1 protein-coding gene is annotated in these 289 nt (G+C 70.6%); it reads right to left on the reverse strand.

The window, feature by feature from the left end; all coding sequences use genetic code 11:
• The coding region (locus ACEPPI_RS40870) for a beta-ketoacyl synthase N-terminal-like domain-containing protein (protein WP_373920295.1) at positions 1-289 on the reverse strand (289 nt) is incomplete at both ends.

The raw sequence follows: 289 nt of genomic DNA on the forward strand, positions 1-289 counted from the left end.
GAACTCACCGATGGCGTCACCGCCCTCGGACAGCAGACGCCACAGGTCCTCCGGCGTCCGCACACCACCCGGGAAGCGGCAGCTCATCGCCACGATCGCGATCGGGTCGTCATCGGTCGCAACGGCGACGGGTCCGGCGATCTCGGCCTGGGTCCCGAGGAGTTCGTCGCGGAGGAAGGCGGTGAGGGCGGAGGCCGTCGGGTAGTCGAAGATCAGCGTCGCCGGCAGGGTCACACCGGTGACGGCGCCGAGCCGGTTGCGCAGCTCGACGGCCGTGAGCGAGTCGAAC

The sequence above is a fragment of the Streptomyces sp. AB3(2024) genome, assembly GCF_041862025.1.
Lineage (GTDB): Bacteria > Actinomycetota > Actinomycetes > Streptomycetales > Streptomycetaceae > Streptomyces.